Raw genomic sequence first — 15,358 nt, forward strand, 5'->3', positions numbered from 1 at the left:
ACGGTCAGCGCAGTAAATGCGCAGACCTGACTGAACAGTTACCAGAGATTTACAAATTGGTTACAAATCGGCGAGGTTTTTTTACATGAAGCAGGTTAATATGGAGTTAGGAAGCAGAGACAAGCAGGAGGAATGACAATGAAGAAATCTAAAGTCTGCATATTGACTGGTATAACAGCCGGGGCTTTGCTGCTGACCGGCTGTCGGGAAACACCCGATTCTGTGATCGTAAAACAAAAGGGCGAAAAGGCAATTGAGAAATATGAAGAAGAGAAAACAGATACATCTTCCGGCGAAGCATCCCGGAATATCAGGGAAAAACTGAGTGTGCCGGAAACCTTCAGTGAGGACATAACAGCGGAGGACGGAAAGATTATCATCCATACCGATGCTGCGGTGGAACAGCCGGACACCACAGGATTTTCCACTGTGGAAGTAAAGGCTGTGCCGCTGACACAGGAGTTCATGGATACCATTACAAATGGCCTGTTCCCTGAGAAGAAAATGTATGAACCGGAATACTATTACGGAATGACAAAAGAATACTACCAAAACAAGATCAATGAAGTGAGGGCCCTTATGGCGCAGGACAGCGCAGAGTCGGAATCCGGGGAGGCACTCACACAGGAAGATCTGCAGCAAATGCTGGAAGAATACGAAGCTGCATATGCGGAGGCACCTAAGAGCTTGGAAAAAAAGGAGACGGCCCCTCTGCTGACCGAGAACGGCACGGGAGACCCCAGGTTCAGCGGTGTTGCGGAGGATGAAAATGGACGGCCGTACAGTTATTTTGTCAAAGCCTCAGCGGACGAACCGGTCAGTGTACAGGTCAAATATCTTGGAGATACAGAAAACGCATCTGACCAGGCATTATGGAGCGATTATACACCTGCGTCTCAGTATGTCCCGGAGGAGCTGGGAACAGAGGAGAAAATAAAATCCGCTGTGGGTATTTCCTATGAGGAGGCAAAGAAGACCGCAGACGAAAAAGCTGCGTCCATAGGCATTTCGGATATGTCCGCTGACGCATGGGATTATGCCATATGCCGTGATATAGAAAGAAGTGACGAGGTTATCAAAACTGGGTTTGTGTTTTATTATACAAGGAAAATAGACGGCTGCCCTGTTACCTATACAAGTGCGATCGGGGGAGGCCTTGAGGATATGGACAGCACCATTGAGCCCTGGACATATGAACATCTGAGTATTGTCATCTCTAAGGAGGGATTGGAGGAACTGTCATATGGCAGCCCCTATGAATTGGGGGAGGTGCAGGTGGAAAATGTAAAGCTGCTGGACTTTGAGGAGATTGCGCAGATCTACTCCCAGATGATGCAGTATAAATTATCAGGGGAACTGGAGGGCGGATACATAAAATCCTGTAAAGTGAATGTGAACAGGGTAACACTGGGATATTCCAGAATTTACAGCCCGACCCAGGATAACCGAAGCGGTGTGCTGGTCCCTGTGTGGGATTTCTTTGGCAATTATGAGAGGACACTGAATGAGGGGGAGGGCCCGGCAGATAAGGATACGGAGCGATACAACAGTCTTCTCACTATAAACGCTGTGGACGGTACTGTGATAGACAGGGGACTGGGGTACTGATGAGAGATTTGGGGAAAATAAAAGCAATGGTCCGTTTTCATTTTCTTGGTTTCTGGAAAAATCCACGGATTCTCATCACCTTTCTTTTAGCTGTGGTACTGTGCTTTTTGCTCAGTGACCGGGTACTTCGGGTGGCAGCGCATTTTGAGACAACCATGCAGGGAGCGGAGCCGTTCATATGGACGTTCGGAGACGGTACAAATGTACTTCTGGCCTCTCTGCTGCTGATTTTAATGTTTTCCGATGTTCCGAAGCTGAGCCCGGTGACTCCCTTCTATCTGTCCAGAATGAAACGGATACAGTGGATGATATCCCAGTTTCTCTATATTGCAGCGGGAACTGCCCTGTATGTGGCATTCATTATGTTCGTAACCGTCATTCTGTGCCAGAAATACACCTATCCGGGAAATGTATGGAGTGAGACAGCAGTGAGAATCGCATATTCCGGGCTGGGAGATTCCCTGGGAATCCCTGCAAGCGTGAAGGCCATGGAGAGCATTACTCCATATGGATGTATGCTGCAGACTGTCTGTCTTATGCTCCTCTATTCCTGGACCCTCTGCTTTCTCATGCTGGCAGTCAATATAAGGTTCGGCAGATCACGGGGAATGTTTGCGGGAATATTCTACAGTCTGTACGGATTTCTTCTGGAACCGGAGACCATTGCGGGTATACTGGGGCTGGAGAAGCAGCAGCGCTACAAGGTCAATATTCTGGCAGGCTGGATAAGTCCCTTAAATCACGCGACCTATCCGGGGCATACGTTCGGCTATGATGATCTGCCCTCTGTCTTCCAGTCCGGTGCGCTGTTCCTGGCCTTTCTGGTCCTGTTATTTCTGCTGGCTGGCAGGGCGCTGAAAAGCTATAATTTTACTTTTATGGGGTACTGAGTATGGATGGGAAACGTATGATAGGGCGCAGAACCACCTGGCTGGCTGTGATTCTGGGCGTTATGGGACTGGTCATAGGGACGAAATTCCCTGAGTTTAACAGTTCTCTGACAGGTGGGAGCTGGTATAAAATGGCGGAGAAAGCCCTTACCTCTAAAACCGTGGTCTTTTTTGTGCCCATAGTAGCGGTTCTGCCGTATGGGGATGTATGGATTGGGGAGAAAACGTCAGGTTTTCTGCGGTTCTATGTGACCCGGAAAGGGAAAAAGGAATATACGGCTGACAGGCTGTTTACAACTATACTCAGCAGCTGTTTTGCATGGACATCAGCGATTGCTGTAACGCTGCTGTTTTATTTTGCGCTTTTTTATCCCATGGAGGTGAAATCTGAGTGGAAGTGGGTGATGCTTCTTCCGCTTCTTCAGTCCGCGGCAAGACTGCTTCTGGTGGCTGCTGTACTGGCGGATCTGAGCGGAATCATGGCGGTTGTGTCCGGCTCTGTGTATATGGCATATGGGATTCCGTTTGCAGGATATTACCTTCTGACGATTCTGCATGAACGTTATCTGGAAAGTGTCTATGTCATAGACCCACAGTCCTGGATCAAGGGGGCAGGGGATTGGGGAAAGGACAGTATGGGAATCTGGCTGTTTTTAATATTGCTGGTGTTTCTTACAGCGGCATTGTATGGAGGACTGTTATATGGCAGATGCAGAGAACTCTGATTATGTAGTGGTAGACCGGGTGACAAAGAGATTCGGTGAGGAAATGGTTCTGAAGGAGACGACCATGACGATGAAGCGGGGAAAGGTGTACGGGATCGTAGGAAATAACGGTTCCGGCAAGACTGTACTCATGAAATGTATCTGCGGCTTTCTGCCTGTCACATCGGGGAGCATTTGTGTGGGGCAGAAATATATAGGAAGAGATACGGATTTTCCCGAAAGTCTGGGTCTGATCATTGAGACACCCGGATTTCTGACAGAGTATACGGGGAGAAAGAATCTGGAAATTCTGGCTGATCTGAAACGCAAAGTCTCCGGAAAGGGCATTCGGGAGTGCCTGCAGAAGGTAGGGCTTGACCCGGATCTGAAAAAGCCTGTGTCGAAATATTCCCTGGGTATGCGGCAGAGACTGGGGATAGCACAGGCAATAATGGAAAATCCGGAATTTCTGATTCTGGATGAGCCGTTTAACGGTTTGGATAAAAAGGGGACGGCTGATATCAGGGCCATCCTGCTGGAGTTGAAAAAACAGGGCAAAACAATTTTGCTGGCAAGTCATAACAGTATGGATATTGATATTTTATGCGACGAAGTCTATGAGATGGATGCAGGTGTCCTCCGGCGTGTGCGGGGAGGAAAAGAGAAAAATGGGGAGGTGTGCGTATGTTAAAGAGAATACGGAAATCGGCAGTGTTTCTGCTCACTTTCTGTATGATGCTGCAGAACAGCCGGACAGCATACGCCGGGACGGATCAAACTGCGCCGGAGCCGGCGCGGCAAATAGAGCAGAAAGGACAATCAGGCTCGGACGGTCAGGAGAGCCAGTCATCCCAGGAGGACCGGTTATCCCAGGAGGGTCAATCATCCCAAGGGGGTCAATCATCCCAAGAGGGTCAGTCGTCCCAAGAGGGGCAGTCATCCCAGGAGGGTCAGTCGTCCCAGGAGAGTCAGTCATCCCAGCAAGGCCACCCGGCCCAACAGGTTCATCTGGGAATAGACAACACCCATGTATATGCAGGCATGGAACATTCATATGGCGAAGGATACGTCCCAACCGAAGCAGACAATAAAATAAGCCTTGTTGTTCCCTTCACTGCTGACGGTGCCCTCAAAGACAATACCCTGACAGTGACTGTCGGATTTAAAGAAATAAAAGAGACACCATTTCAATTAAAGAATTATCAGGCAGATGTTAAACTGCAGACCTTCACTTTCAAAGAGGAACAGGCAGATGTCTACCTCTACACCGTGGATCTATTCCTGCAGGAGGAACGGCATGCAGGCCAGTACCCTGTCAGTGTGCAGGCGCGGGGGATTGACGGTGAAGGAAATCAGGTCACTCTGGAATATGTGATATTTACGAATGTAACAGGAGCCGGAAGAAATCAGCAGGATAAAGAACATCCGGAAGATCCGGAAAACCAGGAGATTCCGGAGGCAGAAACCGGCGGAGAAGGCAAAATACTGCCGACTGAAGCCGGTGGAGATACCATGGCACCTTCCGCAGGGAGCGGAGAGGAGTCTGTAGTACATCAGCCCAAATTCATCCTGGAAGAGAGCAGCCTTGACGGTATCGTTTTAGATGCCGGCAGCAGCCGGGAGATGCAGGTTACTTTCCGTAACAAAAGCAGCGAATTTGCTGCCTGCAACGTGAAAGTTTCTCTGGCAGCCGAAGGGGAGGAAAGTAATCTGATTTTTGGCCGTACATCCGAATATTTTGAAAAAGTACAGCCCGGCAAAGCCATCACATTTACAGAGGAACTCCGGATACAGACAAATGCCCCCCAGGGAAATGTGCCGGTGAAGTTCTCTTTTGAGTATGAAGATGAAAAAGGAACCGCCTACATGGGTACGGAATCTCTTGTACTGCAGATAAGGCAGCCCGCCAGGGTGTCGCTGTCCAACTGCAGCATTCCCTCCAGTGTATATTCCACAGATACCATTTCCACGGACATGCAGATTCTGAACCTGGGAAAAGCTCCTGTATATAATGTAAGAGTTTCAGCAAAGGGGGCCGGGATTTTCGCGCTGCAGACGTTTTATGCAGGTACTCTGGAGGCAGGACAGAGCATACAGGGCAGCATGGAACTCTATGCAGGGGCAAAAAATATGGAATCCATCAACGATACACTCGCGGGAACAGATGAGGAAAAGTACGGGAAAGTAGACGGAGCCCTGGTACTTGCGTACGAGGATGTATACGGCCAGACCTACAGCCAGGAGGTAAACTATAAAACAGAGATACAGCCGCCCAAAATTCTCAGCCTGAAACCGGAGAAAAAAGAACAGGAGACGAATCAATGGTGGGTATCTGTCCTTGTATTGGCCGGTGCGGGCCTGCTGGGCATTCTTTTGATTCAGACATTAAGGATCAGAGGGCTGAAAAAGAACAATCTCAATACACATTAGAAGGGCAGGGAATCCGGTGAAAAGCAGTAAATTACAGGGGAGTATTTTTAAAATAAAGATTCTGGCTTTTGCCGGCATTCTGCTGCTGATCTGGTGCGGATACCGGCTGATAAAGACCGGCTTGGAGGAGCAGCAGGATTATGAATTTCTTGCAGTCAGCGAAGAGCAGGAGATACCGCAGGAATTTTTAGAAGAGCTGGCAGAGAGAAGAGGCGTGACAGTTGTTTCCGCAGTGTTGGATGTGCCTGTCCGTTTAGAGATAGAGGGATACCGGATGGAGGTGACAGCAGAAGCCGTGGATATGGAGACATTTCCGCTTCACATTGAGGAATGCCTGACCGGGCTGGAGACCGGAAGTAAAATACCTGTCTTTTTCACTGCCCGGAGTCTGGATAACCTGACGGACAGATATTCCTATGCCATTACAAAAAGCAGAAAAAAAGAACTGCAGAACCGTGCGCTTGGAATGACTGTCTGTATAGCCGGAGCCGCTGCCGGCCCGGTGAAAGATGCTGCTTCAGACAGCAGCGGTAATACCGAACAGAACCGGCAGGTCCCCGCAGGGACGGAAGGAATCCTGGCCGCCCGTGTCAGGGGAGAGGATGGGCAGATCTATCTTTCTTATGAGAGCGGCAGGAAGCTTCTGGAAGCAGAAGGACAGAATGTCCAGGTGAAAAAGGTTTACATAAAACTACACGGAAAATCAGCGGCGGACGCCCTCAAAAACAGTCTGCTAAGTGCCGGACTCAGAATGTGACACACAGCCTGCCGAAAGCAGTTTTCAAACATTTTCCAATCTAAAAAAAGCGTGAGACCACAACCAGGATCTCACGCTTTTGTCCGTGTACCGAATATAACCATCCATGCAGACAACACTGCCTACAGGCAAAAATTGCTATTCAGAGAATAAATTTGATAAATATTGCTATCTTCCGAAATCAGCGGTATGATATATACCATAAGCCCGCCTGTCTGCAGAGAGCCTAATAGCGCCCAAAAGGATTGCTGAAGCTGTCATTTGGCTGTGGGGCAGGTTCCGGTCTGGGAGCATCCAGTTCTCCGGTCACATCCATGTAGAATACAGTACCGGCGGCCCTCATATATGGTGTCAGCCACAGAAATCCCACATAGCAGGAGAGCACACACAGCAGCATAAGAGGAATGAAGCTTAAGTCCATGCAGAGAAGGCGTCCTTTGTTTCCCTTCATAAGCCGCAGGCTTTCCTTCATTGCTTCCATGGCACTCATCTCGGTGTTGTCGAGGAGCAGATAGTCTGCAAGGCCGAAGAACAGGCCCAGTATCATGTTCACAACCATATTCGCCAGACTGCCGAATAGCATAAGGAGCAGAACCCCGTTGTCAGACATATTCTTATTCAGATAATTCGGAAGGTCAAAGGGCAGGGCAAAGACAAACTGTATCACCAGAAGGATCAGATGTACGATGATAAAACGGTCAGGGTGATGGGAGAAGGCAAAGAACAGGTCCTTCACCGCGAACGGCTCCTGACGGCTGATATTGAGCATCAGCTTGGCATAACCCGCGCCCACAACCGCTACCAGCAGGGAGACCATATAGTTCAGGAGCTGTGTAGTCACGATCCCCAGAACGGTGGCAGTGCTCATGGTGTTCACGATCAGCATGGAAGGCAGAAGACTGCACAGAACCATCAGAAGCAGTGCAGCCATGGGAGTGCCGTATCTTCCGGAGAGATTTTCACGGGCGATAAGCTTTATAGCAGCAGAATTTCTTTTCATAAAATAAAATCTCCATTCTTTCGTATTTAAGGAAATGGCCGGCTGTTCCGGCACGTTGTCATGACTATTATAACATAACTAAACGAGGTTACAAGAGGGTAAAATGGAACCGCGAATGAGTAAAAAAGAAGAAAAAAGCCTCTATATCCTGGGATGGATGCTGCTCGCAGCAGCAGTACTTCTTCTGGGGATCACAAAGGGTTTACATATGCAGATGAAAATCTTTTCTCTTCCCTGCGTCTTTCGGGAGCTGACAGGTTACTACTGTCCGGGCTGCGGGGGCACCAGAGCCTGTGCTGCCCTTCTGCAGGGAAAAATCGTGAAATCCTTTCTCTGCCATCCTGTGGTGCTGTACACGGCCGTCATCTATGGCTGGTACATGATCACACATACAATAGAATATCTGACCAGGGGAAAGCTGGCGGCGGGGATGCGGTACCGCGACCTGTATCTCTATTTAGCAGCCGCCATCATACTGATACAGTGGGTAGTGCGGAATCTCCTGAAACTGATATGGGGAATTGATATCCTGTAGTAACTGTGAAGGTACGGAACAGTTACATATTGTAAAAGCGTCCGGCATCGGAGCAGGCTCCGGTCAGACGCTTTTTCATGCAAACAATTTCATCAGATAAAATTATCACCCTCATCCGGTGCCGGATAATAGTGATCCTGGTCCCCGCCGGAATCAGGCAGGTCTTCTCCACCGTAGGGGGAAGTGCTGTTATCATAAGAACCGCCGCCCGGATTGGTGTTGCGGTACAGATAATCCTGCAGGAAGTTATAAATGTCATCCTCTGTATACTGCTCCGGATGAGTCAGTATATGCAGATACTGGCTGACAAAAGTGCGCCCTTCCACAGTGGAAAGCATGGTGGACGCAAAGAAAAGTATAATGGCAGCCACAATAGCAATTCCGGCGGAGGAAAGCGCCATACCGGCCTTCGCATTACCGGGACGTGCATACGTGCCCTTAGATATCACACCGAATAAAATGCCAAGTCCTCCGAACAGAAGTGCCAGAGGCGGAAAACAGCACATGGATACCAGGGAGAGGATTCCCATGGAGAGGGAGGCGGAGGCAAAACCGGGACTGCCTTGATAGATATGCTCTGCCGGCGGTTCCGGGTAGATGACCGGCCCCTGTGAGGGTTCCTGTCCGTATCCCATCTGCTGGTTATTTTCGTCATAAGGATTATTCATATAATCAAACCTCATTTCATGTATTTTCAATTGTATCATTACATTTTTCTCGTTTGTCAAACTACATTCTATCACGGATAGGAGAATTGGGCAAGACTGGGTTACTGTACACAGCTGCTGGAAAATATAAGCGGTAGTCACAAATAGGATATAAAAGGGCAGGATAAAACACTTTACAATTGAACATGGAACTATCCGATGCGCGATATGTAAAGTGAGGAATGGATGAACCATGAGCAGTGCTTATGATAAATTGTTAAATCGGTTGAATGCGTACAGGAAAATGCAGAACATGAGCCAGGAGAGCATGGGCAGTGTCATGGGAATTACGCAGAGTCATTACAGCAAGGTGGAGAACGGAAAGAAGATCATCTCCGGTGAGGAGCTGCATAATCTGGATATGAACGGCATTGATGTAGATTACCTGGTCTCCGGTATAAAAAGTCCACGCACAGTCCTGGATGATTTGATGGAAGCCTGCGGCAGGGAGAAAAAGGCGGAGCTGCTTCAGCTTATCGTGTGGACCATACAGCAGGGAATGGAAAACGCACAGATCGGAGGAAGTGCGGCGGTGCGCTGCACCAGGGAAATTGAGCTTCTGAGGTATCAGGTCTTCCCCCATACTTCAGAACATACGGTTTGGTACAGAATCCGCATGGCAAATGAAATGACCCAGGGCGAGATGGCAGAGGCGCTGGATGTGAGCGTGAAGCGCTACAGGGAGATTGAAAAAGGAAATACCAGGGCAAGCGCCGAGGTGGTGGCTGCGCTCTATGAGAACCTGGGCTACCTGCCGTCCATCATACTGGAGGAGGACGTGGTCAACCTGTCCAGCTTGAACCTTATATGGGAAGAATTTGAAGAAGAACTGCAGAAGGAACTGGAGGCATTTATCCGGAAGGGATGCGGCCTGTGGGAATGCAGACCGGGCGGGAGATCGAAATAGATCCTCCGCCTTTTTTTATATGTTGCTGCTCCTTCCGTATCCGGAAGCGCATTTCGCCATGTTTCTTCTGATGAAGCAGATTTTCTTTCCATTTCGTATGACGCATGATATGATAAATAAAAGTAACGGTTCCGTATACCGGATAAAAATGGGAGGTTATAAATGGAATACTATTGCGGAATAGACCTGGGCACTTCCAGTGTAAAAGTCATGCTTCTGGGCGCCGACGGTACTGTGGCGGGCACAGAGTCGGCAGGATATGACATCAGGAAACACTCACCCTGTGAGGCAGAGCAGGATATGGAATATCTCTGGCAGCGGACAAGGCAGAGCATAGCGGCACTGCTTGGAAAATATCCGGAGGCCGCGGCTCATATCCGGGGTATCAGCTTTTCCGGGCAGATGCACGGCATGGTGGCAGTGGATAAGAACGGAAAGCCGGTGCGGGACGCCATTATCTGGGCAGACCAGCGCTCCGGGGATGCCATAGGGCATATCTGGGATACCATATCTGAGAAGGAGTGGAAGAGGACTACCTTAAACACACCCTGTACAGGATTTCTCATCGCATCCCTGCTCTGGATGAGGGAGAATGAGCCGCAGCGGTATGCGGAAACCGCCCGTATCATGCTGCCAAAAGACTATATCCGGTTCCGCATGTGCGGTGAGATCGCCACAGATGTGACGGATGCCTCCTCCACAGGCATATTTGAGGTGGAAAAAAGACAGTGGGCCTGGGAGCTGATCGACAAACTGGGCCTGAGGCGGGAAATGTTTCCCTTCTGCGGGGAATCTTATGAGCAGGCAGGCCGCGTCAGCGGTTCCTGTTCCCGGGAAACGGGGCTTGCAGAGGGAACCCCTTTATTTTTAGGAGGCGGCGATTCCATGATGCAGCTCGCCGGAAACGGAATCATCAGGCCGGGGATACTCTCCTGTAATATCGGGACCGCAAGCCAGGTGGCCTGTGCCCTGGACAGACCCATACACGACACAGAATTCAGGACCAATACCTTCTGCCATACAGGCAGCGGACTGTGGGAGATACAGGGTTCCTCCCTGACCGGAGGCGTGGCGCTGAAATGGCTTCGGGACAACATACTGCATATGTCAGACTTTGGGGAGATGGCAGACCTTGCCGAGACAGCACCTGCGGGAAGTGACGGGCTTCTTTTTCTTCCTTATCTCAGCGGGGAGCGCTGCCCCTATAATGATCCAAATGCGCGGGGAATCTATTTCGGCATGAGTCTGTATCACAGCCGGGAGCATCTGATACGGAGCACCATGGAGGGTGTGATCTTCGGACTGAAGGAATCCCTGGAGATATTCAAAGGCATGGGCATCCGGTTTGACAGGGTGACAGCATCCGGAGGCGGTGCCAGGGGACGGCTTTTCAGAGAAATCCAGGCAGATGTATTTGAGGCGGAGATCCACACGGCAGGGGAGGCGGAACAGGCCTGTGTGGGCGCTGCCATGACCGCTGCAGTGGGCTGCGGTGCGTTTTCCTCCTACGAGGAGGCGTGCCGTGCACTGCTGCGTCCGGGGACAGAGGTGACGGTTCCTGACAAGGAGCGTGTTAAAATATACCGGGAATGTTTTGCACGTTTTCAGGAGCTGTATCAGAAGAATGAAACGCTGTTTTCTTGACAAATCCCCTTCCTATTGATAAGGTGTTATAGTACCGGCCGGTAAGCGGTTCAATTGGCTGAACAGCTGCCGGGTTTGGATCAAGGAAAGTAACAGTTCAGTTTGTCTGAATTGTTACCAAGGAAAAAAGGAGAAATACATGGATATCATTTTAGCATTGACAGAAGAACTGAAAGTGGAGAAGTGGCAGGTGGAAGCTGCCGTTAAACTGATAGATGAGGGAAACACCATACCGTTTATTTCCCGTTACCGTAAGGAGGCCACCGGCGCGCTGAATGACGAGGTGCTGAGAAATCTGTACGAACGCCTGAATTACCTGCGGAACCTGGAGGATAAGAAGACCCAGGTGCTCGCCAGCATTGAGGAGCAGGGCAAACTGACAGAGGAGCTGAAGAAGCAGATCCTGGCAGCCCAGACCCTGGTGGTCGTGGAGGACCTGTACCGCCCGTATCGTCCGAAGCGCCGCACAAGAGCCACCATTGCCAAGGAAAAAGGCCTGGAACCCCTGGCAAATATCATTTTGCTGCAGATGACAGACAAGTCCCTGGAAGAGGAAGCAAAGGCATTCTTATCCGAGGAAAAAGAGGTCAAAACCCCGCAGGATGCCATTGCAGGGGCAAAAGACATAGTGGCAGAGAGCATTTCCGATGAGGCGGACTACCGAATCCGCATCAGGGATATGACGGTGAAGAAGGGAAGGGTGGTTTCCGCTGCCAAGAACCCGAAGGAATCATCTGTCTATGAGATGTACTATGAGTATGAGGAGCCTATTGCAAAGGTGGCGGGCCACAGAGTCCTGGCCCTGAACCGCGGGGAGAAGGAAAAAATCCTCACCGTGAAAATTGAAGCTCCCACAGAGGATATCATCCGCTACCTGGAAAAACAGGTGATCACCCGCAGTAACCCCAACACCACACCTGTTTTAAGGGACGTGGTGGAGGACAGCTACAGCCGTCTGATTGGCCCTGCCATTGAGAGGGAGATCCGCAATGATATGACAGAGAAGGCAGAGGACGGAGCGATCAAGGTGTTCAAGAAGAACCTGGAACAGCTCCTCATGCAGCCTCCTATTGTAGGACAGGTCGTCCTTGGATGGGACCCGGCCTTCCGTACCGGCTGTAAGCTGGCAGTGGTAGACCCCACCGGAAAAGTGCTGGACACGGTAGTTGTCTATCCCACAGCCCCCACAACCCCGGCCAAAATCACCGCGGCAAAAGAGACTGTGAAAAAACTCATCCGCAAATACAACATCACACTGATCTCCCTGGGCAACGGCACCGCTTCCAGAGAGTCTGAGCAGGTGATCGTGGAAATGCTGAAGGAGATAACCGAGAACGTGCACTATGTCATCACCAACGAGGCCGGAGCCTCCGTGTACTCTGCCAGCAAACTGGCTACAGAGGAATTCCCCAACTTCGATGTGGGACAGAGAAGTGCCGCATCCATTGCCAGACGCCTTCAGGACCCTCTGGCAGAGCTGGTGAAGATCGATCCGAAGTCCATCGGTGTAGGTCAGTATCAGCATGACATGAACCAGAAGAAGCTGGGCGAAGCCCTGTCCGGCGTTGTGGAGGACTGTGTAAATAAGGTGGGCGTGGATCTGAACACCGCCTCTGTATCGCTTTTGGAATACGTGTCCGGCGTCAGCAAAGCCATCGCGAAAAATATCGTGACCTACAGGGAGGAAAACGGCCGTTTTGAGGACAGAAAACAGCTTTTAAAAGTAGCCAAGCTGGGGCCGAAAGCCTTTGAGCAGTGTGCCGGCTTCCTGCGCATCACAGGCGGGAAGAATCCTCTGGATGCCACCAGTGTCCATCCCGAGAGCTATGAAGCAGCAGAAAAATTCCTGGACAGTATGGGAATGAAGCCTGCGGATATCTTTGGCGGCAATGCGGTATATTATGTGAAAGACTACAAAAAGATGGCGGAAAAGCTGGGCGTGGGTGAGATGACCCTGCGGGACATTGTAAAAGAGCTCACCAAGCCGGGACGTGATCCCCGTGAGGAGATGCCGAAACCTGTGCTGCGCACAGATGTCCTGGATATGAAGGATCTGAGAGAGGGCATGGTCCTCAAAGGAACGGTGAGAAACGTGATCGATTTCGGAGCATTTGTGGATATAGGTGTGCATCAGGACGGTCTGGTGCATATTTCCGAGATGACAGAGCGCTTTATCAAACATCCGCTTGAGGCAGTCAGCGTAGGTGACGTGGTGGATGTGAAAGTGCTCAGTGTGGACTTGAAAAAGAAGAGAATTTCCCTTACCATGAAAGGTATCTGAGAATTACTTCTTACACGTGGCTGTACTGCAGGACATGGAGTGAACAGTAAAATCTGAGGAAAACAGAAAGGAAGCGTCGAGAATGAATGCAAACAGAGTAAGGATTGAAAAGCTGCAGGAAGAAATGGCAGCAGCGGGCATGGACATGTATCTGGTATCCACCGCGGATTTTCACCAGTCTGAGTATGTGGGAGCATACTTTAAAGTGCGGGCCTGGCTGTCAGGATTCACCGGTTCCGCGGGAACCCTGGTGGTGACAAAGGACAGCGCGTATCTCTGGACAGACGGACGGTATTTTATCCAGGCGGGCAAAGAGCTGGAGGGCACCGGAGTGACCCTTATGAAGATGAGGGAGGAGGGCGTCCCCACAGTGGACGAGTTCCTGGAAAAAAATCTTCTGCAGGGCAGCTGCCTGGGATGTGACGGAAGGACCATCAGCGTCAGCCAGGGAAAGGCTTACGCGGAAATGATGGAAAAGAAACAGGGCCGTTTTCTGTGCCAGGATGACCTGGGAGGTAGAATCTGGAATGACAGACCGGAAATGTCAAAAGAGCAGGCATTTCTTGTGGATGTGAAATATGTGGGCAGATCCAGAGAAGAAAAACTGGCAGATGTCCGCAGCATCATGAGAGAAAACGGCGCTGACATCCATCTTCTCTCCAGTCTGGACGATATTGCATGGCTTCTGAATATCAGAGGTAATGATATTGAATGCAATCCCGTGATCCTCTCCTATGTGATCCTCACAGAGAAGGATGTATTCTTCTATGTGCAGGAGGAGGCTGTTTCCGCTGAGATCCGCAGTGAACTGGAGAAAGCGGGAATCACGATCCGTCCGTATTATCAGGTATATGAGGATGTGAAGAAGTTTGCTGAGGAAAATACCGTGCTGCTGGATGAGGCAGTTGTCAACTATACTCTCTTTGAAAACATTCCGTCCGGCGTTAAGACTGTGAACTGCATAAATCCATCCAAGCCCATGAAGGCCATGAAAAATCAGGTGGAGCAGGAAAATGTGCGCAAAGCCCATATCAAGGATGCAAAGGCCATGTGCAGATTCATTTACTGGCTGAAACAGAATGTGGGGAAAGAGGAGATCACAGAATACAGCGCGGCAGAAAAGAGCTACGAGCTGCGTGCCCAGGACCCTGATTTCCTGGATCTGAGCTTTGGCACCATCTGTGCCTACGGCCCTAATGCAGCCATGTGCCATTATGCGCCCACAAAAGATGCCTGCGCCAAAGTGGAGCCGGAAGGATTCTTCCTCATTGACTCCGGCGGACAGTACTGGCAGGGGACCACAGATATCACAAGGACCATTGCGGTTGGAGCGCTGACACAGGAGCAGAAGGAGCATTTCACACTGGTGCTCAAGGGAAATATCCGTCTTGCAACTGCAAAATTCATGTATGGAATGGGCGGTGCCCATCTGGACTGTCTGGCAAGAGGCCCTCTGTGGGAAAGAGGTCTTGACTTCAACCACGGCACAGGACACGGTGTGGGATTCCTGCTGAACGTACACGAGGGACCCCAGAACATCAACTGGAACAGCGCCATCCGTCCGGGCGGCTATGTACCACTGGAGGAGGGCGTCCTGATTTCCGACGAACCGGGACTGTACCTGGAAGGCAGATACGGCATCCGCTGTGAAAATCTGCTCATGTGCCGCAAGGGCGGGAAGAATGCCTACGGTCAGTTCATGGAATTCGAGGTCGTGACACTGGTTCCCTTTGAGCGGGAAGCCATTCTTCCGGAACTTCTCGGCCAGGAGGAACTGAAATGGCTGAACGCCTACCACAAACATGTGTATGAAACCATAGCGCCGCTTCTTGACAGTGAGGAGGAGCGTGAGTGGCTGAGGGAGGCTACGGCTGAGATTTAAGGGATTGAGGTGA

At 50.4% G+C, this 15,358-nt stretch carries 13 protein-coding genes; 11 read left to right on the forward strand and 2 right to left on the reverse strand.

From position 1 onward, the window contains the following. The first annotated feature begins 138 nt into the window (after window positions 1-138). Genes V8Q34_RS07305 through V8Q34_RS07330 form a run of 6 tightly spaced genes read left to right on the forward strand, consistent with a single transcriptional unit; the run spans window position 139 to window position 6,389 of the window. Complete coding sequence (locus V8Q34_RS07305; RefSeq protein ID WP_227211777.1) at window positions 139-1,608, forward strand: DUF6034 family protein; 1,470 nt, start codon at window positions 139-141, stop codon at window positions 1,606-1,608. Next, window positions 1,608-2,498, forward strand: a complete 891-nt coding sequence (locus tag V8Q34_RS07310) for a hypothetical protein (RefSeq protein WP_227211778.1) — start codon at window positions 1,608-1,610, stop codon at window positions 2,496-2,498. The genes V8Q34_RS07305 and V8Q34_RS07310 overlap by 1 nt, the downstream gene beginning before the upstream one ends. A gap of 2 nt (window positions 2,499-2,500) precedes the next feature. After that, a complete protein-coding gene (locus V8Q34_RS07315) occupies window positions 2,501-3,223 on the forward strand; it encodes a hypothetical protein (RefSeq protein ID WP_227211779.1) in 723 nt (240 codons plus the stop codon). After that, window positions 3,201-3,893: an ATP-binding cassette domain-containing protein gene (locus tag V8Q34_RS07320; protein ID WP_148392467.1), complete on the forward strand. Its 693-nt coding sequence runs from the start codon at window positions 3,201-3,203 to the stop codon at window positions 3,891-3,893. The genes V8Q34_RS07315 and V8Q34_RS07320 overlap by 23 nt, the downstream gene beginning before the upstream one ends. After that, the gene (locus V8Q34_RS07325) at window positions 3,887-5,632 is read left to right on the forward strand and encodes a hypothetical protein (protein ID WP_227211780.1); all 1,746 of its coding nucleotides are present in this window, start codon (window positions 3,887-3,889) and stop codon (window positions 5,630-5,632) included. Before V8Q34_RS07320 ends, V8Q34_RS07325 begins: the two co-directional genes overlap by 7 nt. A gap of 16 nt (window positions 5,633-5,648) precedes the next feature. Continuing rightward, entirely contained in the window at window positions 5,649-6,389 is a 741-nt protein-coding gene (locus V8Q34_RS07330; protein ID WP_227211781.1) for a hypothetical protein, read from the forward strand. Window positions 6,390-6,615: 226 nt separating this feature from the next. On the opposite strand, the gene V8Q34_RS07335 is transcribed toward V8Q34_RS07330, so the two are convergent. Continuing rightward, window positions 6,616-7,389 carry a DUF975 family protein gene (locus V8Q34_RS07335; protein ID WP_052099487.1) on the reverse strand — a complete coding sequence of 258 codons (774 nt, stop codon included), beginning with the start codon at window positions 7,387-7,389 and terminating at the stop codon, window positions 6,616-6,618. A 103-nt stretch (window positions 7,390-7,492) separates the two neighbouring features. Between V8Q34_RS07335 and V8Q34_RS07340 the strand changes: the two genes are divergently transcribed. After that, a complete protein-coding gene (locus V8Q34_RS07340; RefSeq protein WP_052099486.1) occupies window positions 7,493-7,924 on the forward strand; it encodes a DUF2752 domain-containing protein in 432 nt (143 codons plus the stop codon). Between the two features lie 92 nt (window positions 7,925-8,016). Here V8Q34_RS07340 and V8Q34_RS07345 read toward each other — a convergent pair whose 3' ends face one another. Then, the gene (locus V8Q34_RS07345; protein WP_052099484.1) at window positions 8,017-8,592 is read right to left on the reverse strand and encodes a DUF4190 domain-containing protein; all 576 of its coding nucleotides are present in this window, start codon (window positions 8,590-8,592) and stop codon (window positions 8,017-8,019) included. Between the two features lie 232 nt (window positions 8,593-8,824). Here V8Q34_RS07345 and V8Q34_RS07350 point away from each other — a divergent pair, with 232 nt between their 5' ends. The 4 genes from V8Q34_RS07350 (at window position 8,825) to V8Q34_RS07365 (ending at window position 15,345) form a co-directional block, all read left to right on the forward strand. After that, window positions 8,825-9,538 (forward strand): helix-turn-helix domain-containing protein, encoded by a 714-nt coding sequence (locus tag V8Q34_RS07350; RefSeq protein ID WP_081960352.1) that lies wholly within the window; start codon window positions 8,825-8,827, stop codon window positions 9,536-9,538. Between the two features lie 162 nt (window positions 9,539-9,700). After that, window positions 9,701-11,182 carry a xylulokinase gene (xylB, locus tag V8Q34_RS07355; RefSeq protein ID WP_335835150.1) on the forward strand — a complete coding sequence of 494 codons (1,482 nt, stop codon included), beginning with the start codon at window positions 9,701-9,703 and terminating at the stop codon, window positions 11,180-11,182. Between the two features lie 139 nt (window positions 11,183-11,321). Then, entirely contained in the window at window positions 11,322-13,463 is a 2,142-nt protein-coding gene (locus tag V8Q34_RS07360; RefSeq protein WP_335835151.1) for a Tex family protein, read from the forward strand. A gap of 82 nt (window positions 13,464-13,545) precedes the next feature. Then, entirely contained in the window at window positions 13,546-15,345 is a 1,800-nt protein-coding gene (locus V8Q34_RS07365; protein ID WP_103731188.1) for an aminopeptidase P family protein, read from the forward strand. Window positions 15,346-15,358 lie beyond the last annotated feature (13 nt).

This window comes from Blautia sp. JLR.GB0024 (assembly GCF_037000545.1).
Taxonomy (GTDB): domain Bacteria; phylum Bacillota; class Clostridia; order Lachnospirales; family Lachnospiraceae; genus Blautia; species Blautia celeris.

What these genes read in the sequence shown, in the direction of transcription:
- V8Q34_RS07320 (WP_148392467.1), top strand. Translation starts at nt 3,201, where the DNA reads ATGGCAGATGCAGAGAACTCTGATTATGTAGTGGTAGACCGGGTGACA.
- xylB (WP_335835150.1), top strand. Translation starts at nt 9,701, where the DNA reads ATGGAATACTATTGCGGAATAGACCTGGGCACTTCCAGTGTAAAAGTC.
- V8Q34_RS07310 (WP_227211778.1), top strand. Translation starts at nt 1,608, where the DNA reads ATGAGAGATTTGGGGAAAATAAAAGCAATGGTCCGTTTTCATTTTCTT.
- V8Q34_RS07335 (WP_052099487.1), bottom strand. Translation starts at nt 7,389, where the DNA reads ATGAAAAGAAATTCTGCTGCTATAAAGCTTATCGCCCGTGAAAATCTC.
- V8Q34_RS07360 (WP_335835151.1), top strand. Translation starts at nt 11,322, where the DNA reads ATGGATATCATTTTAGCATTGACAGAAGAACTGAAAGTGGAGAAGTGG.
- V8Q34_RS07305 (WP_227211777.1), top strand. Translation starts at nt 139, where the DNA reads ATGAAGAAATCTAAAGTCTGCATATTGACTGGTATAACAGCCGGGGCT.
- V8Q34_RS07315 (WP_227211779.1), top strand. Translation starts at nt 2,501, where the DNA reads ATGGATGGGAAACGTATGATAGGGCGCAGAACCACCTGGCTGGCTGTG.
- V8Q34_RS07365 (WP_103731188.1), top strand. Translation starts at nt 13,546, where the DNA reads ATGAATGCAAACAGAGTAAGGATTGAAAAGCTGCAGGAAGAAATGGCA.
- V8Q34_RS07340 (WP_052099486.1), top strand. Translation starts at nt 7,493, where the DNA reads ATGGAACCGCGAATGAGTAAAAAAGAAGAAAAAAGCCTCTATATCCTG.
- V8Q34_RS07345 (WP_052099484.1), bottom strand. Translation starts at nt 8,592, where the DNA reads ATGAATAATCCTTATGACGAAAATAACCAGCAGATGGGATACGGACAG.
- V8Q34_RS07325 (WP_227211780.1), top strand. Translation starts at nt 3,887, where the DNA reads ATGTTAAAGAGAATACGGAAATCGGCAGTGTTTCTGCTCACTTTCTGT.
- V8Q34_RS07350 (WP_081960352.1), top strand. Translation starts at nt 8,825, where the DNA reads ATGAGCAGTGCTTATGATAAATTGTTAAATCGGTTGAATGCGTACAGG.